Here is a 20,041-nt window from a genome sequence, read left to right on the forward strand (position 1 = left end):
CCATGTCTAATGAAACGACAGTCCCAACTCCCCGACCGACGACCCTCAGCGGCTGGATAAAGCTCCTGGACGGGGTGCCGTTGCCGGTGCCGCAAGTCAGCCACGATAAAGTCTGCCGAGCCATCGCCGACAGCCGCAGTTCGTTGCGCGATATTGCCGACCTGATGCAGAACAGCCCGGCGCTGGCCTTGAGCATCATCCGCGAGGCCAACCGCCACACCCACGGCAGCATGAGCGAGCCTGCGGAAAACCTCGAGATCGCTCTCAACCGCCTGGGCCTCAAGCGCACCGAAGAATTGCTCGCCCGCCTGCCCGCGCTGCCGGAAGGGCAGATCCCGCCGGTCCTGCGCCAACTGCAACTGATCAGCCAGCACGCCAGCCAGCAGGCCAATGGCTTCTTTGCCAGCCGCCTGGCCCGCCTCTGGCAGGACATCCATTGGGGCAGCCTGCTGTTTCTCTCGCCACTGTGGCCCCTGGCCCTGGCCCAGCCGAAGCTGCTGGAAGAGTGGGAACTGCGAGTCATCCACAAGCATGAATCGGCGCACAAGGTCGAGCTGGAGTTGTTCGGCGTCAGGTTGCTGGAAATATGCCAGGCGCTGGTGGAAGTCTGGCATCTGCCGATCTGGGTCCAACAGGGCTATCGCCTGCTGATCAGCGAGCGCCGGCTGTTGGTCAAGGTCCTGCACATTGCCCGCGACAGCGAACATCCGCTGCATCAGCAACAACGCCTGGATGCCGACCCCGACCTGCGGCGCTGGCTGAACCAGCCGGCCAACAGTGTGTTGCTGGCCAACGGCCTGGCACTTTCGGCGCAATACGCCTGGGACAGCGCCCATTGCCTGCGCTGGCAGCACCTGACCAGCCTTTATCTGCAAATGCCCATGGACAACCTGCAGCAACAGCTGCACCAGCAGGCGGTGATCAGCGCGCGTAACGACGCGGCGCCCGACCTCTGGCACCCCGCCGAGGCCTTGCTCTGGCCGTGGGATGCGCGGCGCTTGCCCAAGGGTTTGCTGCCGGCACCGGCACCGACTGCCGAGGCGCTGGGACACTGGCGCGAACAATGTGCGCAATTGCTGGTGGAACCGAGCGCCTTTCGCAATGCGCTGCACCTCACCAGCGCCGCCTGCGATGCGCTGGTGGCCTGTGGCATGCGCCGGGTGATGCTGCTGATGGTCGATCGCGGCCTGGCCAATCTGCGGGCACAACAAATTGCCGGCCTGCCTGCGGAGTCGGCGAACCTGACCCTGCGCGTCAGCCAGAGCAACGTGCTGCAACGCCTGGTGACCAAATCGGCCCAGGTGCGCCTGAACCCGGACAATAACGCGCAATTCTCGGCCCTGCTGCCGCCGCAGTTGCGCGGTCTGTTCCGTGGCGAGCACCTGCTGCTGCGCTCGCTCTCGAGCAACGGTCGCGTGGTGATGCTGATCGCCGCCGACCAGGGCGGCGGGCCGTTCTCGGAAATCAGCGTCCAGGCCTTTGGCAAAACTGCGCAATGTATTGAAAAAGCCCTTCACAGCTTTACCAACCGCAGCCAATGACGCTTGCGCTACAATCCTCCCCTTTGTGCTCTGGAGACCTCACATGTCTGACTTCTCTGGCTTGCCGCTGGTTATCGAGCCGAGCGACTTGCTCGACCGCCTCGAATCCCGCGAACTGATCCTGGTCGACCTGACCAGCGCCGCTCGTTATGCCACCGGCCATATTCCCGGCGCCCATTTTGTCGACCCCAAGCGCACCCAGCTCGGCCAGCCTCCCGCACCGGGCCTGCTGCCGACCCAAGGCGCGCTTGAAGCGCTGTTCGGCGAACTGGGGCACAACCCCAACGCGGTCTATGTGGTTTACGACGATGAAGGCGGCGGCTGGGCCGGGCGTTTCATCTGGCTGCTCGATGTCATCGGCCACACCCGCTACCACTACCTCGATGGCGGGCTGCTGTCCTGGCTGGCCCAAGGCCTGCCGGTGTCCACTGCGGTGCCGGCGGCGGCTGGCGGCCCGGTCGCCCTGACCCTGCACGACGAACCCACGGCCACCCGCGAGTACCTGCAAAGCCGCCTCGGTGCTGCCGACCTGGCGATCTGGGATGCCCGTGGACCGCTGGAGTACTCGGGCGAGAAAGTCCTGGCAGCCAAAGGCGGTCACATCCCCGGCGCAGTGAATTTCGAGTGGACCGCCGGCATGGACCAGGCGCGCAACCTGCGCATCCGCGCCGACATGCCGCAGATCCTCGAAAGCCTCGGCATCAGCAAAGACAAAGAAATCATCACCCACTGCCAGACCCACCATCGCTCTGGCTTCACCTATCTGGTGGCCAAGGCGCTCGGTTATCCGCGGGTCAAGGGCTATGCCGGTTCCTGGGGCGAATGGGGCAACCACCCCGACACGCCTGTAGAGATTTAAGGTTTTTAAGGACAGTTAATGAAAAAGCGTTTGTTTATCCTCAGCCAGTACCTGCTGCCTCACCACCTGCTGTCGCGCCTGGCCGGCTGCATTGCCGAGTGCCGCGTGCGCTGGTTCAAGAATGCCTTCACCGCCTGGTTCGCCAAGCGTTATCAAGTGGACATGTCCCAGGCCCTGGTGGAAGACCTGAGCGCCTACGAGCACTTCAACGCCTTCTTCACCCGCGCCCTGAAAGACGGCGCGCGCCCGCTGGACCCGACTCCAGGTGCCATCCTCAGCCCGGCCGACGGTGCCGTCAGCCAGCTCGGCCCGATTGAACATGGCCGGGTGTTCCAGGCCAAGGGCCACAGCTACAGCGTGCTCGAACTGCTGGGTGGTGACGCTGCCGTTGCCGCGCCGTTCATGGGCGGCGACTTCGCCACCATCTACCTGTCGCCCAAGGACTACCACCGCGTGCACATGCCGCTGGCCGGCACCCTGCGTGAAATGGTCTACGTGCCGGGGCGGATTTTCTCGGTTAACCAGACCACTGCCGAAAACGTCCCGGAGCTGTTTGCCCGCAACGAGCGCGTGGTGTGCCTGTTCGATACCGAACGCGGCCCAATGGCCGTGGTGCTGGTGGGGGCGATGATTGTCGCTTCGATCGAAACCGTCTGGGCTGGCCTGGTAACGCCACCCAAGCGCGAGCTGAAAACCGTGCGTTACGACGAAGCCGCGCGTGCGCCAATCCATTTGGAAAAAGGCGCCGAACTGGGCCGCTTCAAACTGGGTTCGACCGCCATCGTGCTGTTCGGCCCGGACCAGGTGCAGTGGGCCCAGGAGTTGGTTGCCGGCTCGCCGGTGCAGATGGGCCAGGGCCTGGGCTTGCCAAAAGCCTGAAGCCGTTTCCCGGACACAAAAAAACGCCGCTGATCAGCGGCGTTTTTTATGGGGCTATCTGAGCAAAGTCCTTAGAGCTGACCGTCGCGATCTCGGAAGCCCAGCAGGTACAGCACACCGTCCAGGCCCAGGGTCGAGATCGCCTGCTTGGCCGATTGCTTGACCAGCGGCTTGGCGCGGAACGCCACGCCCAACCCGGCTATCGCCAGCATCGGCAAGTCATTGGCGCCGTCACCCACGGCAATGGTCTGCTCCAGGCGCAAGCCTTCTTTGTGCGCCAGTTCGCGCAGCAGATCAGCCTTGCGCTGGGCATCGACAATCGGCTCGACCGCCACCCCCGTCACCTTGCCGTCCACCACTTCCAGCTCGTTGGCAAACACGTAGTCGATACCCAGCTTGGCCTGCAATTGCTTGGCGAAGTAGGTGAAACCGCCCGAGAGGATCGCGGTTTTGTAGCCCAGGCGCTTGAGCTCGGCAAACAGCGTCTCGGCGCCTTCGGTCAGGCGCAGTGATGCACCTATGGAATCAAGCACGCCAACGTCCAGGCCCTTGAGCAACGCCAGGCGCTCCTTGAAGCTGGCGCGAAAATCCAGCTCACCGGCCATGGCCCGCTCGGTGATTTCGGCAACCCGATCACCCACGCCTGCGGCCTTGGCCAGTTCGTCGATGACTTCGGCCTCGATCAGCGTCGAATCCATGTCGAATACCGCCAGGCGGCGATTGCGGCGGAACAGCGAGTCTTCCTGGAAGGCGATATCGACGTTCAATTCCTGGGCGACGCTCAGGAACTCGGCGCGCAATGCCTGGGGATCGGCGGCTTCACCGCGTACCGAGAACTCGATGCAGCCTTTGCCTTGATCGGCCGGGGTGTCGAGGGGCATGCGCCCGGACAGACGGTCGATATGGTCGATGTTCAGGCCGTATTTGGCGGTGATCGAACTCACTCGCTGCAACTGCTCGGCCGTCACCTTGCGGGTCAGCAGGGTCACAATATGGCGTTTCTTGCCCTGGCCGCCGACCCACTGCTGGTAATCCTCTTCGGAAACCGGGGTGAAACGTACCTGTTGGTCCAGCTTGTAGGCGGTAAACAGAATGTCCTTGAGCACCGAGGACGCTTGTTCGGTACTCGGGATTTCAACCAGGATGCCGAACGACAAGGTGTCGTGGATCACCGCCTGACCGATGTCGAGAATATTCACACCACCCTGGGCCAGAACGCCGGTAATGGCTGCAGTGAGACCGGGACGGTCTTCACCGGTGATGTTTATCAGGACGATTTCGCGCAAGGCGCACCCCCGCAGGTGGAAAAAAACCGCATTCTACCCACATTCAGTGACCATCGGGCACAGCCAGCGCTTTGCCGGCCTAGGGCCTGTCGCTATACTGCGCGTCAACTTCACGGACAAAAGAGCCGAGCTCAGTGAACCGGCCCACGCCTGTTAAAACCGATAATTTCTTTCTGCTGATCTTCCGTGCACTGCGCCACCGCCGTGTACCGATTGCATTGCGCATTGCCAGCCATAACGTGATCCTGGTCGCCCTGGCCCTGGTGATCTACGCCTGTGTGATGGGCCTGCAATTCAAGCAAGCCATGCATGAACAAGCCGATGCCCTGGGCCAGAGCCTGACCACCCAGACCGCCACTTCGGCGACCGAGCTGCTGGTGTCCAACGACATTCTCAGCCTCAACGTGCTGCTCAACAACCTGACCAAAAATCCGCTGGTGGCCCATGCGGCCATCTACAGCGTCGATAACCGGATCCTCGCCGAAGCCGGCCAACGCCCGAAAAGCAGCCTGCTGGGCGAGACCGAAGGCGTCTATCAGACCAAGATCACCTTCCAGGACGTGACCGCCGGCAACCTGCGGATCAGCCTGGACATGGCGCAGTTCCAGCAGCCCATGACCATCAGCCTGCAAAGCATGGGCATCCTCAGTGCGATCCTGCTGGCCCTGGCCCTGGCCTTGAGCCTGCGCCTGGGGCGTCACATCTCGACCCCGCTGATGCAATTGCGGGTCTGGCTGCGTGACATGGACGAACACACCCCGGCCACCCAGCGCCAGGATGAAATCGGCGACTTGGCGCGCCAGCTCCATGCGCGCCTGGCGCCAGAGAAACCGCAGCCGGCGCCCGAGCCCGAAGCCGACTACGACGACGAGGATTACGACGAACCGCAGGACCGCGAGCCGGCCTTCGAGATGCGTAACCTGCGCGACCCGAGCTTTGATGAAAGCGCACCGGTCGCTGGCCTCAAGCCCGCGCCGCGGCGGCTGGTCAGCGCCGAAGAAGACGAACTGGACGAAGAAGACCCGTTCGCCGACCTGCGCGATCACACCACGCCCACCGCCCCCAAGCCGCTGGCACGGCCGGTAACGCCCGCGCAACCGCAACACAGTGCGGTGCTGGCGGTACAACTCGGCGCCCAGGATCAACTGCGTCGCCTGCCCCGTGCCCGACTGACGGAGCTGCTGGAACGCTATCGCGACTGCCTCGACCAGGCCGCCTCGCTCTACCAGAGCGAGCTGCATACCCTGAACGACGGCAGCACCCTGATGCTGTTCCACAGTGAAGACAGTGGCGACGACTACCTGACCAACGCCATTTGCTGCGGCGAACTGCTGCGCGCCCTGGGCCACGCCTTGCAGATCGAAGTCGCGGACAGCGGCATCACCCTGCAATTGCAACTGGGCCTGACCCTGGGTGACGAGCTGTTTGGCCTGAGCCAGATCGACCTGCTGCTGACCGAAACCGCCCAGGACGCCCTGGCGCTGTCCCAGCACAGCCGCAATCTGCTGCTGGTGGAACGCAAGATCAGTGATGACGCGCTGATCCGCCAACGTGCACGCATCCGCCCCATCGCCAGCCCGGAAGGCGCCTGCTGCGTCGAACGCCTGATGGAGCCCTACCCATCGATGCTGGAACGCCAACTGGCACGCATGCACGAGACACGGGCCAAGCTTTAAGCCTGGCCCCAACCATAAAAAGCCCGCTGCGTAGCGGGCTTTTTTGTGGCTGCACAACGGGCCTGCCGAGCATAACGGGCGCCCTCCACCGCTATTGCGGCAGCAGCCTTCAACCCGCACCTGCCAGCTCGCAGCCACCGGCAATGGGCAAAGGCTTACCCCAGAAACGACAAAGCCCGCTTCAGAGCGGGCTTTGTCTTGGGAGCCAACAACCTAGAACCTGAACACTTCCATATCCGTACGGATAGGAGTAGCCATCGGGATCTTTGGCTGTTTCTCCTGCTCGACAGGCTTGGCCGCAGGGGCCGGAGCTGCCTTGCGTGGCACCTCAGCCACCACGGGCTGGTTGGCCAGCGGCTTCAGTGCGCCCGACAGTTGCTCGGCCAGACGCTGCAGCAACACGCCCTGGGCCTGGACCTGAGAGGCTGTAGTGCCCGCGTGTTGCTCCTGCAAGTGCACGATGCGGTTATCCCGCACCTGGCCACGACGGTCGATCAGGCGCCATTGCGCATCCAGCACCGCCGGCTGCGATTTACCGGAATCCAGGCGAGTGATAGACAGCAGCACCTGCACGTCCGGGGTAAACCCGCTGGTCGCCGGCGCCAGGACTACGCGCTGGCTGTCCAGGTGGCCTGCCACCTGGCGCAATAGCAGTTGGCCAATATCGGAGGACAGGCTGCCCGCCCAACGACCATCGGTCGAAGCTTGCAGACTGCCATCATCCTGGCGTTGCAGCAGGGTTTCACGTTGCAGGTAATCGGCGATCAACACCGGACCCAGCACCACCGACATGCCGGCATTGGCCGGCTGAGCTGGACTTCCGCTGTCCAGCTGATACAGCGACACCGGCTGGTGTACGCTGCAACCCGCCAGGCCAAGAACGCCAGCGAGCAAAAAAACCAAAGGAAGGCGCAGAGCAGTCATCATCCCATCCAGGTGGCGGCCACAAGGCTAGCCACAGTGTAAATACTCAAAAAAACTCTAAATAACGCTCAGCTACGCCGGCGCTTGAAAGCGCATATCATCCGTGAATATGCGTCCTGACTCCAGCGTTGTAGCGTCGATCTACGCGTTAAATCGCAGATCGAGCGCTCTAACCCGCATCAATTGAGATTTTCTACCAGCAACGCATCCACCCGCTGGAATCCACGTGGCAATTTGTTACCACGGCGTCCACGCTCGCCCTTGTAATGCTCAAGGTCATCGGCCTTGAGCGACAAGGTACGTTTACCGGCCTGCAACACCAGGGTTGCTCCATCAGGTAGCACAGCAATATCAGTGACATATTCCTCACGGCTGGCTACGCGTTCGCCGGGGATACCAATGATCTTGTTGCCCTTGCCTTTGCCCAACTGCGGCAGATCGCTGATCTTGAAGATCAACAGGCGGCCTTCGGTGGTGACCGAAGCCAGCCAGTTCTGCTCGCGGTCGGCGACCGGGCGTGGTGGCAGCACCTTGGCGTTGTTGGGCAGGCTCAACAGCGCCTTGCCCGCCTTGTTCTTGGCCTGCAGGTCTTCACCCTTGACCACGAAACCGTAACCGGCGTCGGAGGCGATGACATACAACGCATCGTCTTCAGGAAGCAGTACACATTCAAAATTCGCCCCGGGCGGCGGTGTCAGACGGCCGGTCAATGGCTCGCCCTGGCCCCGTGCCGACGGCAGGGTGTGCGCAGCCACCGAATAGCTGCGGCCAGTGGAGTCGATAAACACCGCATATTGGTTGGAACGCCCCGGCGCCGAGGTCTTGAAGCCGTCGCCGGCCTTGTAGGAAAGCCCGGTGGCGTCGATGTCATGGCCCTTGGCCGAGCGTACCCAGCCTTTTTCCGAGAGTACGACCGTCACTTTTTCGTTGGGCAGCAGGTCGTGCTCGGTCATGGCCTTGGCTTCGGCACGCTCGACAATCGGCGAGCGGCGATCGTCGCCATAGGTTTCGGCGTCCTTGATCAGCTCGGTGCGCACCAGCTTCTTCAGCTTGGCTTCGCTGTTGAGCAAGGCTTGCAGCTTGGCCTGTTCCTTGAGCAGTTCATCCTGCTCGGAACGCAGCTTCATCTCTTCCAGTCGCGCCAATTGACGCAGGCGGGTGTCGAGGATGTAGTCGGCCTGGATTTCACTCAGGGCAAAACGCGCGATCAGGCTGGCCTTGGGGTGCTCCTCGGTGCGGATGATGTGAATCACTTCATCCAGGTTGAGGTAGGCAATCAACAAGCCGTCCAACAGGTGCAGGCGACGTTCGACCTTGTCGAGGCGGAATTGCAGGCGGCGACGCACGGTCTGCACCCGGAACTCCAGCCACTCGACCAGCAGCGCGCGCAGGTTTTTCAGCTGCGGCTTGCCGTCCAGGCCAATGATGTTGATGTTGACCCGGTAGCTCGACTCCAGATCGGTGGTGGCAAACAGGTGCTGCATCAGCGCTTCGTGATCGACCCGGCTGTTGACCGGAATGATCACGATACGGCAAGGGTTCTCGTGGTCCGACTCATCGCGCAGGTCCGCAACCTGCGGCGCTTTCGACGGCTTGGCCTGCATCATGGCCGCGATCTGCTCCAGGACCTTGGCCCCGGAAACCTGGTGCGGCAGTGCGGTGACCACGATATCGCCGTCTTCGATGTGGTACACGGCACGCATGCGCACCGAGCCCTTGCCGGTTTCGTACATTTTCAGCAGATCGGCGCGCGGGGTAATGATCTCCGCTTCGGTCGGGTAGTCCGGGCCTTGGATGTGCTCGCACAGCTGCTCGACCGTAGCCTTGGGTTCATCCAGCAGCCTGACGCAGGCAGTGGCGACTTCGCGCAGGTTGTGCGGCGGCACGTCGGTGGCCATGCCCACGGCGATGCCGGTGGTGCCATTGAGCAGGATATTCGGCAAACGTGCCGGCAACACCAGGGGTTCGTCCAGGGTGCCGTCGAAGTTCGGCCCCCAGTCCGCGGTGCCCTGGCCCAGCTCGCTCAGCAGCACCTCGGAGTAACGCGACAGGCGCGCCTCGGTATAACGCATGGCCGCGAAGGACTTGGGATCATCCGGCGCACCCCAGTTACCCTGCCCGTCCACCAGCGTGTAGCGATAACTGAAGGGCTGAGCCATGAGCACCATGGCCTCATAGCAGGCCGAGTCGCCGTGGGGGTGGAACTTGCCGAGCACGTCACCGACGGTACGCGCGGACTTCTTGTGCTTGGAATCAGCGTCCAGCCCCAGCTCACTCATGGCGTAGATGATCCGCCGCTGTACGGGCTTCAGGCCGTCGCCGATATGCGGCAGGGCACGGTCCATGATCACGTACATGGAGTAGTTGAGGTAGGCATTTTCGGTGAAGTCAGCCAGTGACCGGCGCTCTACACCGTCCAGGCTGAGATCAAGGGAGTCGCTCATGCGGGCCTCATCAGTTCGTTGTCTGGCGCAGCAGCAAAGTGCCGCCACGCTGGGTAAATTCAAGTTGTTTCAAAGCGCTCATGCCCAGCAGCACTTGTTCACCGTCCAGCCCCGGCGCCACCAGCGCCCGGACGTCACGCAAAACGATATCGCCCAGTTGCACGCGGTCGAGGCGGGTTCGATAGCCCTCGCTGCGACCATTGGCGGTGCTCAGGGTTACCGGGGAGCCCTTCTCCAGCCCCAGGCGCTCGGCCAGGCGGGTGGGAATCGCCACATCGGTGGCCCCGGTGTCGAGCATGAAATCCACCGGCTGGCCGTTGATCTGGCCGCTGGCGACGAAATGCCCCTGGCCATTTCCGACCAGTTTCACTTCGATGTAACCCTCGTGTTGTTGCGAAGTGACGACAGCGTTGGGGTTCTCCTGACGCCGCTCCCACTGCGAAAAAAACTGCGTGGCCAAAAACAGACCGGCGGCCCACGCCAGGATCAGCATGATCCGCCCTGCACGACTGCCCGGTTGTCGGCTCATGATTTGCCACTCCAGCCACCTTGCGGGGCGGCAAAGCGCCAGACGATCGGCCGGGTCTCGCCATCGACCCGGGCACCGTTGTTGTTGTCGAGGCCGATCCAGGCGCCATCGGCATCCACCAGCAAGGCTTCGGCCAGGCCGTACGCCTGGGGATACTGGCGATTTTCCACCAGCGCCTCGGCGGCAAACGACCAGCAGCGCTCGACCTTGGCCGTTTGCGCATCCCGGCGGCAGATCCGATAGGCGTTGCGCTCCAGGGTGAACAACTTGCCCTCGAACAAGGCCAGATCGGCAAAGTCCCGAGACACTGCGCGGGCCTTGGGCATTTGCGCCGGCTGCATCTCCACACCCGCCTCGCTGAGCAATACGCAGGCGCCGTCACAGTTCCAGACACTTTGTTCGCGCTTGACCAGCAATAACCCACGGCGCTCGCGCTCGGCCGCCAGCCACAGCCGGTTGCCTTCCGGGTTGACCGCCAGCCCTTCGAACAAGGCATTGAAGTGCAGCAACATGCCGCTGGCCCGAGCCTCGCGCACCAGGATCGGCGAGATTTTCAGCCATTCCGGCCGCCCCGTTACCGGCACCTGCAGCACCGTGGCCTCGGACTCACTGACGATGTACTTGTTGCCCGCGCCATCGCAGGCGATGCCTTCGAAATCCAGCTCGCCCCCGCGCACCAGCGAGGTCGCCCAGGTGCGCGACTTCAGCCCCCAGGGCAAGCCCGCATCCGGCACCGCAGGCACCTTGATGTGCACGGCCTCGGCCTGCCACACCGTGTCCCGGGTATCGAGACGGTAGATCTGATCATCATCACGGTCGGAGACCGTCCACAGCTCATTGCCGCACAGCGCCAACCCCGACAGGTTGCCGCCGCGCATGCCTTCGACCGGGTGTTCGGCAAGCAATTTCAGCTCGGGTACAGGCTCTGCCAGCACCGACGTCGCCACCAGCGCCAAGGCCAGGGCAAAGCCTCTGCGCATCAGCCCAGAACCTCCGCCAGGTTGCCTTTGGACTCCAACCAGGACTTGCGGTCGCCGGCGCGTTTTTTCGCCAGCAGCATGTCCATCATTTCCGAGGTCGCCTCGAAGTCTTCGAGGGTCAACTGCACCAGGCGCCGGGTATTGGGGTCCATGGTGGTTTCGCGCAGTTGCGGCGGGTTCATTTCACCCAGGCCCTTGAATCGAGTGACCTGGGGTTTGCCGCGTTTCTTCTCGGCCACCAGGCGATCGAGAATGCCATCGCGCTCGGCCTCGTCCAGGGCGTAGTAGATCTCTTTGCCCAGGTCGATGCGGTACAGCGGCGGCATGGCCACGTAGACGTGGCCGGCATCCACCAGCGGGCGGAAATGCTGGACGAACAACGCACAAAGCAGGGTGGCGATGTGCAAGCCGTCGGAGTCGGCGTCGGCGAGGATGCAGATCTTGCCGTAACGCAGCTGGCTCATGTCCGCCGCGCCCGGATCGACACCGATGGCCACGGCGATGTTGTGCACTTCCTGGCTGGCCAGCACTTCGCTGCCGTCGACTTCCCAGGTGTTGAGGATTTTCCCGCGCAGCGGCAGGATCGCCTGGAATTCCTTGTCCCGCGCCTGCTTGGCCGAACCACCCGCGGAATCACCTTCCACCAGGAACAGCTCGGAACGCATCGGGTCCTGCCCGGCGCAATCGGCCAGCTTGCCCGGCAGTGCCGGGCCCTGGGTGATGCGCTTGCGCTCGACCTTTTTACTGGCCTTCAAGCGACGGCCGGCGTTGTTGATCGCCAGTTCCGCCAGTTGCAGACCCAGCTCCGGATGCTCGTTGAGCCACAGGCTGAAGGCGTCCTTGACCACACCCGAAACAAAGGCCGCCGCTTCACGGGACGACAGGCGTTCTTTGGTCTGGCCGGAGAATTGCGGCTCCTGCATCTTCATCGACAGCACGAAAGCGATGCGTTCCCAGACGTCTTCCGGGGCCAGCTTGACCCCGCGCGGCAGCAGGCTGCGGAATTCGCAGAACTCGCGCATCGCATCCAGCAGGCCCTGGCGCAGGCCGTTGACGTGGGTCCCGCCCTGGGCCGTAGGGATCAGGTTGACGTAGCTTTCCTGCACACTGTCGCCACCTTCGGGCAGCCACAGCAGGGCCCAGTCCACCGCTTCCTTGTTACCGGCCAGGCTGCCGCAGAAGGGCTCGTTGGGCAGGCGTTCGAATTCGCTGACCGCGTCTTCCAGGTAGGAGCGCAGGCCATCTTCGTAGTGCCACTCGACCTTCTCGCCGGTGGACTTGTCCTCAAAGCTGACCAGCAGCCCCGGGCACAATACGGCCTTGGCCTTGAGCACGTGCTTGAGGCGGCTGACGGAAAACTTCGGTGAATCGAAATACTTCGGGTCCGGTGCGAAATACACGCTGGTCCCGGTGTTGCGCTTGCCAACGGTACCGATCACTTCCAGGTCGGTGGCTTTATAGCCGTCGGCGAAGGTCATCTGGTATTCGTTGCCGTCGCGCTTGACCTTGACCCGCACCAGGGTCGACAGGGCGTTGACCACCGAGATGCCCACGCCGTGCAAACCACCGGAGAACTGGTAGTTCTTGTTGGAGAACTTGCCGCCGGCGTGCAGCTTGGTGAGGATCAGCTCGACACCGGGAACCCCTTCTTCGGGGTGGATATCCACCGGCATGCCGCGACCGTCGTCGGACACTTCCAGGGAATGATCGGCATGCAGGATGACCTGCACCGACTTCGCATGCCCGGCCAAGGCCTCGTCGACACTGTTGTCGATGACTTCCTGGGCAAGGTGGTTCGGCCGACTGGTGTCGGTGTACATGCCCGGGCGTTTGCGCACCGGGTCGAGGCCCGAGAGGACTTCGATGGCGTCTGCGTTATAAGAGCTAGCGCTGGGAGTGGCCATGGGGTCTCGTCGTTAGTCGTTCAATGAAAATAGAGGCGCGGCTTCACAGTGCAGTGAAATCGATCGCCTGGTACTGATCTGTGCCAATGCCGGCAAAACTCAACAACGCCGGTAATTGTCCGGCAAAACCCTGGAAACCGTGGTCGCCGCCGGCTTGAATGCGCAAGGCACAGGCACGGTAATACAGCTGAGCGCTGCGATAGTCCAGAGTCTCGTCACCCGTCTGCAACCACACCTGATAGCGCTGGGGGTCCTGGGGCGGCGGCACTTCCAGTTCGGCCAGGGCCGCTACATGGTCGTGGGTCAGTTCCCAGGTTTCATCGGTGTACAGGTTTTTCTGCGTGCCCAGGTAGCCGTCGAACATCCGATGCGGACTGACAGCGGGGTTGACCAACAGGGCTTTCAAGCCATGGCGCTCGGCAAGGTGAGTGGCATAGTAGCCGCCGAGCGAGCTGCCGACCAGCAATGGCCTTCCGAGCTCGGCAATCGCCTGCTCCAGCTGGACCATCGCCTCGCGCGGGTGATGATGCAGGGCCGGAACCCGCAGTTGATCGGACAGCCCCAGGGTGCTCATCACCGAACTCAACTGACAGGCCTTCTGCGACGCCGGCGCGCTGTTGAAACCGTGGATATACAGGATCGAACCGGACATGCGAGCTCCCTAGGCATCAAGCAAAGGGCGCAGTTTACAGGGAGTCTGGCGGATTGACTTGCCTTCAGGTGTATCGACTTGTCCCGCCGTGGCGACAGGCAGCCCGGGCTCAGTAGCCGTCGCTGCCGTAGTCGACCTCGAAATCAAAGCCGGTCACCCGCTCGACGCCGGTTTCCAGGCCGCCATCGGGCAGCAACCGCAGCCAGCGATAACCCGGCGCCTGCTCATCGACCTTAAAATCCTCGCTGCCGGGCTCGAACTGAATGCAGGTCGAGGGTGATGCCAGCAACCGCAGGCTGCCGTGCAAGCGGTCGATCTCCTGGTGCACATGGCCCCAAAGCACCGCTCGCGCCTGAGGGAAGCGCTCAAGGACGGCGAACAATGCTTCGCGGTTGCGCAGGCCGATCGGTTCCATCCACGCGCAGCCAATGGACACCGGGTGATGGTGCAGGCACACCAGGTGATGGCGATCAGGCGCCTCGCTCAAGGAACGGACCAGCAGTTGCAGTTGTTCATCCTGCAGATAACCCGGCACCGAGCCCGGCACCGCCGAGTCGAGCAGGGTCACGCGCCAATTGCCGATGTCCACCACCGGCTCGAGCAGCGGGCTTTGGGTGACGGCCTGGGCCATGATCTGGGGTTCATCGTGATTGCCCGGGATCCAGCGCGCGGGGGCGGCGATGGATGCGCTCATCTGGCGAAAACGCTGGTAGGACTCCAGGCTGCCGTCCTGGGACAGATCGCCGGTGGCCAGCAGCAGGTCGATCTTCGGCTGCTGGGCCAGCACCAGCTCGATCACCCGTTGCAGGCTGTCGCAGGTATTCATGCCCAGCAGGGTGCCGTCCGCCTCGGCAAACAGGTGACTGTCGGAGAGTTGCACCAGCAACGCGCTATCGTCGGTGGTCAGAGTGGATACGCTCGGCAAGGCGGTCTCCCAGGGCGTGTCACGGGATATAAAAGTTGGCGCAATTATGCTGGGGGAAATTCAAAAGAGGAAACCGGCGAACCGGACGCAGTTCACAACTAGCGCACGGCTTCGAATTCATGGCCGCAGGCCAGGCAATGGCTCAGCCATTCACCCAGGAATACGTTGAGCTGGGCCTTCTCGTCCGGCTGGTGCATGTGCGCATTGGGATAAGGATAAATGCCGCGAAAACGCCGGGCATGTTCGGCGCTGATCACTTCGGCCATGCGCGCGTCGTGGTACACCTGCACTTCCAGCTGCGGCACCGGCAGCCACGGCAGGCTGTGCTCCTGGCGCACCTGCAAGGTGGTGGTATAGGGGCAGGCCTGCAGCACTTCGAGGGCCAGCACGCCGAGCATCTGATCGCCCTGGGTCACCGCAATGCGCCGGGCGACCGGCTGGTTGCGCATGTCGGGCAAGAGGCGCATCAAGCGAGCGTAGTTGGCCTCGCAGGAGGTTTGCAGCCCCACCAGATCGACCCGATAGCGGTCGCGTTGCTTGTTTACGACCATAGCCCCCTCACTTCAGCGCGATTCAGAGCCAGCCATTGCAAGGCAATGATGCTCGCCGCGTTGGAAATCCGCCCATCCCGTACCGCCTGCAGCGCGTCTTCAAAAGCCCAGACCGACACGCGTATGTCTTCACCCTCCTCCACCAGCCCGTGCAGGCCGCCGACGCCACGGCTGTCGCAGCGTCCGAGAAACAGATGAACGAACTCGGTGCTGCCCCCCGGCGATGGAAAATATTTGGTCATCGGCCACAGCGCACTGATGTCCAGCCCAGCTTCCTCCTGCGCCTCGCGGTGAGCAACCTGTTCCGGTTGTTCGTCCTTGTCGATCAGGCCGGCCACCAGTTCGATCAGCCATGGGTTGCCGGTCTTGCCCAGGACACCGACGCGGAACTGTTCGATCAGCACCACTTCATCGCGCTGCGGGTCGTAAGGCAGCATGCACACGGCATCATGACGCACGAATACTTCGCGGCTGATCTCGTTGCCCATGCCACCGGCAAACAGCTCATGGCGCAGGTGCAGCCGATCGAGCTGGTAGAAGCCCTGGTAGCATTTTTCGCGGCGGACAATATCGACCGCGCTCGGCGTGGCGTTGGCAAAGTCAGTCATAGCAATCCTCGTCTACTGCCTGTTCTTGCGAGGATCCCCCTCGACTTCGCGCCATCCTAACGCGCCCGCGACCCCGGATGCAGCCCCTTTCCTGTCAGCGGGATAGACGGCGAGGGGGCAAACCTAATCTAATTGCCTGTAATGAGCTTAGTGGCGAACTGACTGCCTCGCCGACAGTCGAAGCCGGTAACTTTCGCTCCCCCCTGGTTTATGAAGGACGCCCATGTCGCTTGCCAAAATCGCCTCCGTGGCCTGTATCGCCCTGACCCTGGGCGCCTGCCAAAGCCTGTTCCAGCCCAGCTACAAGACCCCGCTGAGCACCACCAGCGACAAGTCGGAGCAGATCAAGCCCGGGTGCAATGCCCCGGACTGCCCACTGGTCAATATCGACACCGTGCACTTCCCGGACGAACCGCAACTGGACGCCGTCATCGAAAAGCGCCTGTTGCAGATGACCCGCACCAGCCCGCAAGACTCGGTTCCGGCGACACTCAACGCCTATCGGCAGACGTTTTTACGCGACGCCCCCAGCCGCAACAGCATGTATTTGCAAGCCAAGGTACGTGAGCAGCATGACGGCTTGGTGATCATCGAGCTGGCCAGTTATCTGGATACCGGAGCCGCCCATGGCACGCCGGGCCGCGGCTTCATCAACTATTCACGGGCGCAGCACAAGGCGCTGAACCTCGCCGACATGCTGTTGCCGGGGCAGGAAGACAACTTCTGGAAAGCCGCGCAAGTGGCACACAACAGCTGGCTGATCAGCACCAAGCTGGATCAGGAGCCGGAGTACATCAAGAGCTGGCCGTTCCAGAAAACCCCGAATGTGGCACTGACCTCAGGCGGCGTGATCCTCAAGTACAACGTGTCGGTGATCGCGCCTTACGCCCTCGGCCACGTTGAACTGAAGATCCCCTACAACCGCCTGAACGGCATCCTCAAACCCGAGCTGTTTCCCGCCCGTAACTGAAGGCACGGCCCAGCAGCCATTGCAGCAGCCCTGCCAGAATCAGTGACGGCAGGGTTGCGCCGATATCCGGGTAGAAGTTGGCCAGCAAGTGATAGGTGCTGACCCCACCCAGCCAGGCCAGCAGCGCCGGCCAGCGCAAGTTCGCAGCCGAGACCTGGGCCCTGCGTTTGCGCAGGATGAAGTGATCCACCAGCACCACGCCGAACAGCGGCGCGAAGACCGAGCCGATCAGCAACAGGAAATTCTGGTACTGCGCCAGTGGCGCCAGGCAGGCGATCACGGTGCAGAGCACGCCGATGGCCAGGGCCAGGTGCTCGACCTTGAGGCGCAGCAGAATCCCGCTGGAGACCGCCGCCGAGTGAATGTCGGCGAAGGCGTTTTCCGACTCATCCAGCAGAATCAGCAACAACGGAATCCCCAGGCCGGCCCCCGCCAATGCCAGCAGCAGCGCATTGACCTCACCGCTCGGAGCAAAGGCCAGGGTGTAGGCCACGCCCAGGCTCATCAGCCACAAGTTACCGATAAAGAAGCCCAGCGCGGTGCCGCCGAACACGCTCCTGGCGCGCTTGCCGAAGCGTGAGTAATCGGCAATCAACGGCAGCCAGGACAGCGGCATGGCGATCGCAATGTCAAACCCCACCGCAAACTGCATCGAACCGTCACCGGCCTGAGCCCACAAGGCCGGCAGATCGACCTTGGCCAGCAGGTTCCAGGTCAGCCACAGGCAGGCCGCCAGCAGCAGCCAGATGCCCCATTTGCGCAGGATCTGGCGGACAAAGGTCAACGGGCCACTGACCGCGAGCAGGGTCGCCAGGGCACCGAAAAACAGGGTCCAGAGCACGGGATTGCTCCACAGGCTGCCGTCGCTGAAGGCGCGGGCGCCGAGCAGGCTGGCCGCATCGCGCATGACGATGATTTCAAACGAGCCCCAACCCACCAGTTGCAGCAGGTTGAGCAACGCCGGCAGGCTGGCGCCACGGTTGCCGAGGCTGAGCTTGAGCGCCGCCATCGACGACAGGCCGGTGTCACTGCCGATCACACCGACCGCGGCCAGTAGCAGCACGCCCACCGCCGTGCCGAAAAAAATCGCCAGCAACGAGCCGGACATGCCCAGGCCAGGCGCCAGCAAGGCACCGGTCTGCAACACCATCAGGCCGATGCCGAGGGAAAACCACAGGGAAAACAGATCGCGGCCGCCAAACACACGCTTGTCGGTGGGCACCGCGATATCCGGGGAATAGGTGCTGGGTTGAATGCTCAAGGGGAGAGACTCAGAGAGGGACAGAGAAACGCAGCGGCCAGCTTCAAGCCGCAAGCAAAGGCGCGGCGCCCTCGCTTGCAACTTGCAGCCTGCCGCTTGCGGCTTAAACCTTCTTGTACAGCTGGCTGCCTTCCTGCTTGAAGCGCTCGGCCTGTTCCGCCAGGCCCTGGGCAACGTCCACGTCGATGGCCTCGATCCGCTGGTTGGCCGCGTACTCACGGACTTCCTGGGTGATTTTCATCGAGCAGAACTTCGGCCCGCACATCGAGCAGAAATGCGCGACCTTGGCCGAATCCTTCGGCAGGGTTTCATCGTGGTACGAGCGCGCGGTGTCCGGGTCCAGGCCGAGGTTGAACTGGTCTTCCCAGCGGAACTCGAAGCGCGCCTTGGACAGGGCGTTGTCGCGGATCTGCGCACCGGGGTGGCCCTTGGCAAGGTCGGCCGCGTGGGCGGCGATCTTGTAGGTGATGATCCCGGTCTTCACGTCATCCTTGTTCGGCAGGCCCAGGTGTTCCTTGGGCGTGACGTAGCAGAGCATGGCGCAACCGAACCAGCCGATCATCGCCGCGCCGATGCCGGAGGTGATGTGGTCATAGCCCGGAGCGATGTCGGTGGTCAGCGGGCCGAGGGTGTAGAACGGCGCCTCGTCGCAGCACTCCAGCTGCTTGTCCATGTTCTCTTTGATCAACTGCATCGGTACATGGCCCGGGCCTTCGATCATGCACTGCACGTCGTGTTTCCAGGCGATCTTCGTCAGTTCGCCGAGGGTTTCCAGCTCACCGAATTGCGCAGCGTCGTTGGCGTCGGCAATCGAGCCCGGACGCAGGCCATCGCCCAGCGAGAAGCTGACGTCGTAGGCCTTCATGATTTCGCAGATGTCTTCGAAATGGGTGTAGAGGAAGTTCTCTTTGTGGTGCGCCAGGCACCACTTGGCCATGATCGAGCCGCCCCGGGAAACGATGCCGGTCACGCGCTTGGCAGTCAGTGGCACATAGCGCAGCAACACGCCGGCGTGGATGGTGAAGTAGTCCACGCCCTGCTCGGCCTGTTCGATCAGGGTGTCGCGGAACAGCTCCCAGGTCAGGTCTTCGGCGGCGCCGCCGACTTTTTCCAGGGCCTGGTAGATCGGTACGGTGCCGATCGGCACCGGCGAGTTGCGGATGATCCACTCGCGGGTTTCGTGGATGTGCTTGCCGGTGGACAGGTCCATGACCGTGTCCGAACCCCAGCGGATGCCCCAGGTCAGTTTCGCCACTTCTTCTTCGATGGACGAACCCAGGGCGCTGTTGCCGATGTTGCCGTTGATCTTCACCAGGAAGTTACGGCCGATGATCATCGGTTCCAGTTCGGTGTGGTTGATGTTGGCCGGAATGATCGCGCGACCGCGGGCGATTTCTTCACGGACAAATTCGGGGGTGATGATTTTCGGCACGCTGGCGCCAAAGCTGTGGCCGGCGTGTTGTTGATCGAGCAGGCCAGCAGCCCGGGCCACTTCGAGCTTCATGTTTTCGCGGATGGCGACGTATTCCATCTCGGCGGTGATGATGCCCTGGCGCGCGTAGTGCATCTGGCTGACGTTGGCCCCGGCCTTGGCCCGGCGCGGGTTGTTGACGTGGGCGAAGCGCAGCTTGGTCAGCTCGGCATCGGCCAGGCGTTCCTGGCCGAAGTTGGAGCTCAGGCCCGGCAGGCGCTCGGTGTCGCCACGGGCTTCGATCCACGGCGAACGCACATCGGCCAGGCCTTTGCGCACATCGATGATGACGTTGGGGTCGGTGTACGGGCCCGAGGTGTCGTAGACCACGACCGGCGCGTTGATCTCGCCGCCAAAGTCGGTGGGGGTCACATCGAGGCTGATTTCGCGCATCGGCACGAGGATGTCCGGGCGCGAACCCTGGACGTAGATTTTTTGCGAGCGAGTAAAGGGCTGAACCGATTGCTGATCGACCTTGGCCGAGTCACTCAGGTTGGTTGCGCTTTTTAGTTTTGTAGTCATCACGGGCTCTCCAGACAGCATCCAGGCAGTGGATTTTTGTCGGAGCGAACCTGTAACGA

General features: G+C 62.8%; 17 protein-coding genes. 5 read left to right on the forward strand and 12 right to left on the reverse strand.

Annotated elements, in window-relative coordinates:
* Positions 1–2 precede the first annotated feature (2 nt).
* The 3 genes from CF161_RS25185 to asd are packed head-to-tail and all read left to right on the forward strand — an operon-like array spanning position 3 to position 3,279.
* Positions 3–1,541: an HDOD domain-containing protein gene (locus CF161_RS25185; RefSeq protein WP_043230355.1), complete on the forward strand. Its 1,539-nt coding sequence runs from the start codon at positions 3–5 to the stop codon at positions 1,539–1,541.
* A 43-nt stretch (positions 1,542–1,584) separates the two neighbouring features.
* Positions 1,585–2,400 (forward strand): rhodanese-like domain-containing protein, encoded by an 816-nt coding sequence (locus CF161_RS25190; protein WP_020299450.1) that lies wholly within the window; start codon positions 1,585–1,587, stop codon positions 2,398–2,400.
* Positions 2,401–2,418: 18 nt separating this feature from the next.
* On the forward strand, positions 2,419–3,279 hold the full coding sequence (asd, locus tag CF161_RS25195; RefSeq protein WP_020299451.1) for an archaetidylserine decarboxylase: 861 nt from the start codon (positions 2,419–2,421) through the stop codon (positions 3,277–3,279).
* A 71-nt stretch (positions 3,280–3,350) separates the two neighbouring features.
* Here the strand turns inward: asd and serB are convergent, their stop codons facing one another.
* Positions 3,351–4,565 carry a phosphoserine phosphatase SerB gene (gene serB, locus CF161_RS25200; protein WP_020299452.1) on the reverse strand — a complete coding sequence of 405 codons (1,215 nt, stop codon included), beginning with the start codon at positions 4,563–4,565 and terminating at the stop codon, positions 3,351–3,353.
* 134 nt (positions 4,566–4,699) lie between these two features.
* On the opposite strand from serB, the gene CF161_RS25205 reads away from it, so the two are divergent.
* Positions 4,700–6,241 carry an AhpA/YtjB family protein gene (locus CF161_RS25205; protein WP_020299453.1) on the forward strand — a complete coding sequence of 514 codons (1,542 nt, stop codon included), beginning with the start codon at positions 4,700–4,702 and terminating at the stop codon, positions 6,239–6,241.
* Between the two features lie 213 nt (positions 6,242–6,454).
* On the opposite strand, the gene CF161_RS25210 is transcribed toward CF161_RS25205, so the two are convergent.
* The 9 genes from CF161_RS25210 to CF161_RS25250 all read right to left on the reverse strand — a co-directional run bounded on the left by CF161_RS25210 (position 6,455) and on the right by CF161_RS25250 (position 15,758).
* Entirely contained in the window at positions 6,455–7,165 is a 711-nt protein-coding gene (locus CF161_RS25210) for a membrane integrity-associated transporter subunit PqiC (RefSeq protein ID WP_020299454.1), read from the reverse strand.
* A 179-nt stretch (positions 7,166–7,344) separates the two neighbouring features.
* Positions 7,345–9,609, reverse strand: a complete 2,265-nt coding sequence (parC, locus tag CF161_RS25215) for a DNA topoisomerase IV subunit A (protein ID WP_020299455.1) — start codon at positions 9,607–9,609, stop codon at positions 7,345–7,347.
* A gap of 10 nt (positions 9,610–9,619) precedes the next feature.
* A complete protein-coding gene (locus tag CF161_RS25220) occupies positions 9,620–10,138 on the reverse strand; it encodes a TIGR02281 family clan AA aspartic protease (protein ID WP_020299456.1) in 519 nt (172 codons plus the stop codon).
* Positions 10,135–11,118 carry an esterase-like activity of phytase family protein gene (locus CF161_RS25225; protein ID WP_020299457.1) on the reverse strand — a complete coding sequence of 328 codons (984 nt, stop codon included), beginning with the start codon at positions 11,116–11,118 and terminating at the stop codon, positions 10,135–10,137. Before CF161_RS25225 ends, CF161_RS25220 begins: the two co-directional genes overlap by 4 nt.
* Positions 11,118–13,022 carry a DNA topoisomerase IV subunit B gene (gene parE, locus CF161_RS25230; protein WP_020299458.1) on the reverse strand — a complete coding sequence of 635 codons (1,905 nt, stop codon included), beginning with the start codon at positions 13,020–13,022 and terminating at the stop codon, positions 11,118–11,120. The genes CF161_RS25225 and parE overlap by 1 nt, the downstream gene beginning before the upstream one ends.
* 43 nt (positions 13,023–13,065) lie before the next feature.
* Positions 13,066–13,674 carry a YqiA/YcfP family alpha/beta fold hydrolase gene (locus CF161_RS25235; RefSeq protein ID WP_020299459.1) on the reverse strand — a complete coding sequence of 203 codons (609 nt, stop codon included), beginning with the start codon at positions 13,672–13,674 and terminating at the stop codon, positions 13,066–13,068.
* A gap of 109 nt (positions 13,675–13,783) precedes the next feature.
* Positions 13,784–14,599, reverse strand: coding sequence for a 3',5'-cyclic-AMP phosphodiesterase (cpdA, locus tag CF161_RS25240; RefSeq protein ID WP_020299460.1), 816 nt, complete (start codon positions 14,597–14,599; stop codon positions 13,784–13,786).
* Positions 14,600–14,697: 98 nt separating this feature from the next.
* Positions 14,698–15,150, reverse strand: coding sequence for a DUF1249 domain-containing protein (locus tag CF161_RS25245; RefSeq protein ID WP_020299461.1), 453 nt, complete (start codon positions 15,148–15,150; stop codon positions 14,698–14,700).
* A complete protein-coding gene (locus CF161_RS25250; RefSeq protein ID WP_020299462.1) occupies positions 15,141–15,758 on the reverse strand; it encodes an NUDIX domain-containing protein in 618 nt (205 codons plus the stop codon). Before CF161_RS25250 ends, CF161_RS25245 begins: the two co-directional genes overlap by 10 nt.
* Positions 15,759–15,981: 223 nt before the next feature.
* On the opposite strand from CF161_RS25250, the gene CF161_RS25255 reads away from it, so the two are divergent.
* Positions 15,982–16,728, forward strand: a complete 747-nt coding sequence (locus tag CF161_RS25255; RefSeq protein WP_020299463.1) for an RsiV family protein — start codon at positions 15,982–15,984, stop codon at positions 16,726–16,728.
* Here the strand turns inward: CF161_RS25255 and cytX are convergent.
* Together cytX and thiC are read right to left on the reverse strand one after the other, a co-directional pair.
* Complete coding sequence (cytX, locus tag CF161_RS25260; protein WP_020299464.1) at positions 16,697–17,989, reverse strand: putative hydroxymethylpyrimidine transporter CytX; 1,293 nt, start codon at positions 17,987–17,989, stop codon at positions 16,697–16,699. The two genes, CF161_RS25255 and cytX, sit on opposite strands and share 32 nt — an antisense overlap.
* Positions 17,990–18,092: 103 nt before the next feature.
* A complete protein-coding gene (gene thiC, locus CF161_RS25265; protein ID WP_020299465.1) occupies positions 18,093–19,982 on the reverse strand; it encodes a phosphomethylpyrimidine synthase ThiC in 1,890 nt (629 codons plus the stop codon).
* Positions 19,983–20,041: the final 59 nt, after the last annotated feature.

It is taken from the genome of Pseudomonas sp. CF161 (assembly GCF_000416215.1).
Taxonomy (GTDB): Bacteria; Pseudomonadota; Gammaproteobacteria; order Pseudomonadales; family Pseudomonadaceae; genus Aquipseudomonas.

Bases quoted from the DNA above. Each gene is read 5' to 3' on its own strand.
- CF161_RS25245 (WP_020299461.1), bottom strand. From the start codon at position 15,150: ATGGTCGTAAACAAGCAACGCGACCGCTATCGGGTCGATCTGGTGGGG.
- CF161_RS25235 (WP_020299459.1), bottom strand. From the start codon at position 13,674: ATGTCCGGTTCGATCCTGTATATCCACGGTTTCAACAGCGCGCCGGCG.
- parC (WP_020299455.1), bottom strand. From the start codon at position 9,609: ATGAGCGACTCCCTTGATCTCAGCCTGGACGGTGTAGAGCGCCGGTCA.
- thiC (WP_020299465.1), bottom strand. From the start codon at position 19,982: ATGACTACAAAACTAAAAAGCGCAACCAACCTGAGTGACTCGGCCAAG.
- asd (WP_020299451.1), top strand. From the start codon at position 2,419: ATGAAAAAGCGTTTGTTTATCCTCAGCCAGTACCTGCTGCCTCACCAC.
- CF161_RS25225 (WP_020299457.1), bottom strand. From the start codon at position 11,118: ATGCGCAGAGGCTTTGCCCTGGCCTTGGCGCTGGTGGCGACGTCGGTG.
- CF161_RS25190 (WP_020299450.1), top strand. From the start codon at position 1,585: ATGTCTGACTTCTCTGGCTTGCCGCTGGTTATCGAGCCGAGCGACTTG.
- CF161_RS25220 (WP_020299456.1), bottom strand. From the start codon at position 10,138: ATGAGCCGACAACCGGGCAGTCGTGCAGGGCGGATCATGCTGATCCTG.
- CF161_RS25255 (WP_020299463.1), top strand. From the start codon at position 15,982: ATGTCGCTTGCCAAAATCGCCTCCGTGGCCTGTATCGCCCTGACCCTG.
- CF161_RS25250 (WP_020299462.1), bottom strand. From the start codon at position 15,758: ATGACTGACTTTGCCAACGCCACGCCGAGCGCGGTCGATATTGTCCGC.
- parE (WP_020299458.1), bottom strand. From the start codon at position 13,022: ATGGCCACTCCCAGCGCTAGCTCTTATAACGCAGACGCCATCGAAGTC.
- CF161_RS25185 (WP_043230355.1), top strand. From the start codon at position 3: ATGTCTAATGAAACGACAGTCCCAACTCCCCGACCGACGACCCTCAGC.
- CF161_RS25210 (WP_020299454.1), bottom strand. From the start codon at position 7,165: ATGACTGCTCTGCGCCTTCCTTTGGTTTTTTTGCTCGCTGGCGTTCTT.